The 3371-nt window shown below is 67.7% G+C and carries 3 protein-coding genes; all 3 read right to left on the bottom strand.

All coding sequences use genetic code 11. The annotated features are described in order from the left end of the window. Positions 1 to 36 precede the first annotated feature (36 nt). Genes AOK03_RS34460 through AOK03_RS34470 form a run of 3 tightly spaced genes read right to left on the bottom strand, consistent with a single transcriptional unit; the run spans position 37 to position 3279 of the window. The gene (locus tag AOK03_RS34460) at positions 37 to 996 is read right to left on the bottom strand and encodes a carbohydrate ABC transporter permease (protein WP_055569320.1); all 960 of its coding nucleotides are present in this window, start codon (positions 994 to 996) and stop codon (positions 37 to 39) included. A gap of 3 nt (positions 997 to 999) precedes the next feature. Next, a complete protein-coding gene (locus tag AOK03_RS34465; protein ID WP_055569321.1) occupies positions 1000 to 1911 on the bottom strand; it encodes a carbohydrate ABC transporter permease in 912 nt (303 codons plus the stop codon). Between the two features lie 30 nt (positions 1912 to 1941). Further along, the gene (locus AOK03_RS34470) at positions 1942 to 3279 is read right to left on the bottom strand and encodes an ABC transporter substrate-binding protein (protein ID WP_055569322.1); all 1338 of its coding nucleotides are present in this window, start codon (positions 3277 to 3279) and stop codon (positions 1942 to 1944) included. Positions 3280 to 3371: the final 92 nt, after the last annotated feature.

Below are 3371 nucleotides of genomic sequence, written 5' to 3' on the forward strand. Positions count from 1 at the left end.
AGATGTAGATAAGAGAGGGGAGGGGGAGGGGGAGGGCTACTCCTTGACGCTGCCCGCCGCGAGACCCGACTGCCAGTACCTCTGGAGCAGCAGGAACGCGGCGATGAGCGGCAGGATCGTGATCAGCGAACCGGTGATCACCAGATGGAAGACGGGCCGGCCGCCGGCCGTCGCCGCCTGCGCGTTCCAGGAGTTGAGCCCGAGGGGCAGCGGATACCAGTCCGGGTCCTTGATCATGATCAGCGGCAGGAAGTAGTTGTTCCAGGTGTGCACCATGGTGAAGAGCAGGACCGTCACCGTGCCGGGCGCCAGCTGCGGCAGGCAGACCTTGAAGAAGATGCGCAGCTCACCGGCGCCGTCCATGCGGGCGGCCTCCATCAGCTCGGTGGGGATGGCCTCGGTGGCGAAGACCCACATCAGATAGAGCCCGAACGGCGAGATCAGGGACGGGATGATGACCGCCCACGGGGTGTTGGTCAGGCCCATCTCGCTGAACATCAGGAACGTGGGGATCGCGAGGGCGGTGCCCGGCACCGCGACCGCGCCGATGACGACGGCGAACACCGCGCGCTTGCCGGGAAAGGCGAACTTGGCGAGGGCGTACCCGCCGAGCACCGCGAGCACCGTGGCACCGCCCGCGCCGAGGACCACGTACAGCAGCGTGTTCAGGAGCCAGCGGGTGAAGACGCCGTCGTCGTAGGTGAACGTCTCGGTGATGTTGTCCCACAGTGCGAAGTCGCCGCCGAACCACAGCCCGAACGACGAGGCCAGGCCCTTCTGCGACTTGGTGGCACCGATCACGAGCCACGCCAGCGGCAGCAGCGAGTACACCACCACGAGGCCGGTGAGCGCGGTCAGCAGGACACTGCGGCGGGGCCGGGCGACGCTGTGCCTGCGCCGGGCACGCGGATCGGCGCGCAGCCGGGGGGCCGAAGGCGCGCGGCGCCGAGGGGGGACGGGCGCGGCCTCGGAGGTGACGGTGGTGGGGCTGCCCATGGGTCACGCTGCCTTTCGCATGCCGCGTAGCTGGACGACGTAGGCGACCACCATGGTGATCAGGCCCATGACGATGGCGACGGTCGCGGCGTAGTTCTGCTGCTGCCCGTTGAACGACAGCGAGTACGTGTAGAGGTTCGGCGTGTACGAGGTGGTGATGGCGTTCGGCGCCAGGTTCTGCAGGATGCTCGGCTCGTTGAAGAGCTGGAAGCTGCCGATGATCGAGAAGATCGTGGCGATGGCCAACGCGCCCCGGATCGCCGGGAGTTTGATGGCGGTGATGACGCGGAGCTGCCCGGCGCCGTCGATCTCCGCCGCCTCGTAGAGGGAGGTGGGGATCACCCGCAGCGCGGAGTAGAAGATGAGCATGTTGTAGCCCGCGAACTCCCAGGTGACGATGTTGCCGATGGAGGCGAGGACGAGGCCGGGCGAGAGCGGGTCGGGCAGGGTGGTGTTCAGCGCGTCGTTGAGATCCCCGACCAGGCCGAACCGGGTCCCGTAGAGGAAGCCCCACATCAGCGCGGCGACCACCGCGGGCACGGCGTACGGCAGGAAGACGGCGATCCGGAAGAAGCTCTTTCCGTACAGTCGGCCGCTGTCCAGCGCGAGCGCCACCACCAGCGCGATACCCAGCATGATCGGCACCTGCACGGCGAGGAACATTCCGACCCGCCCGACCCCATCCCAGAACTCCCTGTCCTGCAAAGCCCGTTGGTAATTGTCGAGCCCGACGAACGTGGTGCCGCCGATCAGCCGGTCCTGGAAGAGGCTCAGATAGACCGAGTACGCGATGGGGGCGAGGAAGACGAGGGCGAAGACGAGGGCGAACGGTCCGATGAACCCCCATCCGGTCCAGGAGCGTCGCGACGTGCGCGCGGGAGGGGGGCCCGCGGCCGCGGATTGCACAGTTGCCATGGTGTTTCCTCGGTTGGGCGTGATGTGGGGCTACTGGACGGTGAAGCCCTGTTCCTTGCCGTACTTGACCGATGCGTCCTGCCAGGACTTCAGCCCCTGCCGCAGGCTGGCGCCGCCGACGTACGCCTTGCCGACCGTGTCGTTGAAGACGCTGTTCGCGTAGACCTGGTAGGGCAGGTAGGACCAGCCGGGGACGACCTGCTGCGCGGACTCGGCGAGGACCTGGTTGATCCGCTGGCCGCCGAAGTACGCCACCTTCTTGTCCCGGAAGACGGGGGAGTCGAGGTGCTCGGTGGTGGCGGGGAACGTCCCTTCGTCGATGCGCGTCTGTACGCCCGCACCGACGGTGGCGTACTTCAGGAACGCGTACGCGAGGGTCTTCTCGGCGCCCGCCTGTGTCAGGACGAGTGAACTGCCGCCGTTCTCGGCGGACTTGCCCGCCCCGCTCTCCCACTGCGGCATGGGCGCCACGCGCCACTTGCCCGCTGCGGCCTTGACGCCGGACTGGAGGCTGGCGGGCATCCATGCGCCGATCACCAGCGTGGCGATGCTGCCGTCGCCGAGGCCCTTGTACCACTCGTCGCTCCACGACGTGACCGATGCGAGGAGCTTGTCGTCGATGAGCCGCTGCCAGGACTCGGCGAACTTCTTGCTGCCCGCGTCCGCGAAGTCCACGCCGACCCGGGTGCCGTCGACGGAGTAGGGCTTGCCGCCTGCCTGCCAGATCATGCTCGTGGTGAAGCCCGCGTCGCCCGTGTCGTTGGTGATGTACGCCTTCGGGTCGGCGGCGTGCAGCTTCTCGGCCGCGGCGAAGTACTCCTCCCAGGTCTTCGGCACCTTGATCCCGTGCTTGTCGAAGACCTCCTTGTTGTAGAAGAGGGCCATCGGACCCGAGTCCATCGGCAGCCCGTACACGCCGTCGGTCCCGGCGCGCACCGCGTTCCATGGGCCGGGGGTGAAGGCGCTCTTCAGCTTGTCGGCGCCCAACTCCCGCAGATCCACGAGGGACTTGGCGAGGGCGAACTGCGGCAACGCGTAGTACTCGATCATGGCAATGTCCGGGACGCCCTTGCCCGCCTTGATGGCGTTCTGCAGCGCGGTGTACGCGTCGGTGTTCGTGCCCGCGTTGACCAAGTCGACCTTCACTTTGGGGTACTTGGCCATGAAGTCCGCAACGACCGGCTTCATCGGCTCGTCCCAGGACCAAACCGTGATGCTGCCGCCCTTCTTCAGCGCGGCCCGCAGGTCGGCGTCGGACAGGGGCTCCGCACCCGGGGTGCCCTCGTCGGAGGAGCCGCAGGCGCCCGCGGTCAGCGACACCGACAGAGCGGCGCCCATCAGCAGGGCCTGACGCCGGGATATGGCCATGGTGTTCCCTTTCGTACGTTATGCGGGGGAGCGTGGTTACGTAAACATGGCTTGGCCCGCGCGGCGGCGGAGGCTTCAGGGTGGGCTGGGCG

Source organism: Streptomyces atriruber, from assembly GCF_001418325.1.
Lineage (GTDB): Bacteria > Actinomycetota > Actinomycetes > Streptomycetales > Streptomycetaceae > Streptomyces > Streptomyces atriruber.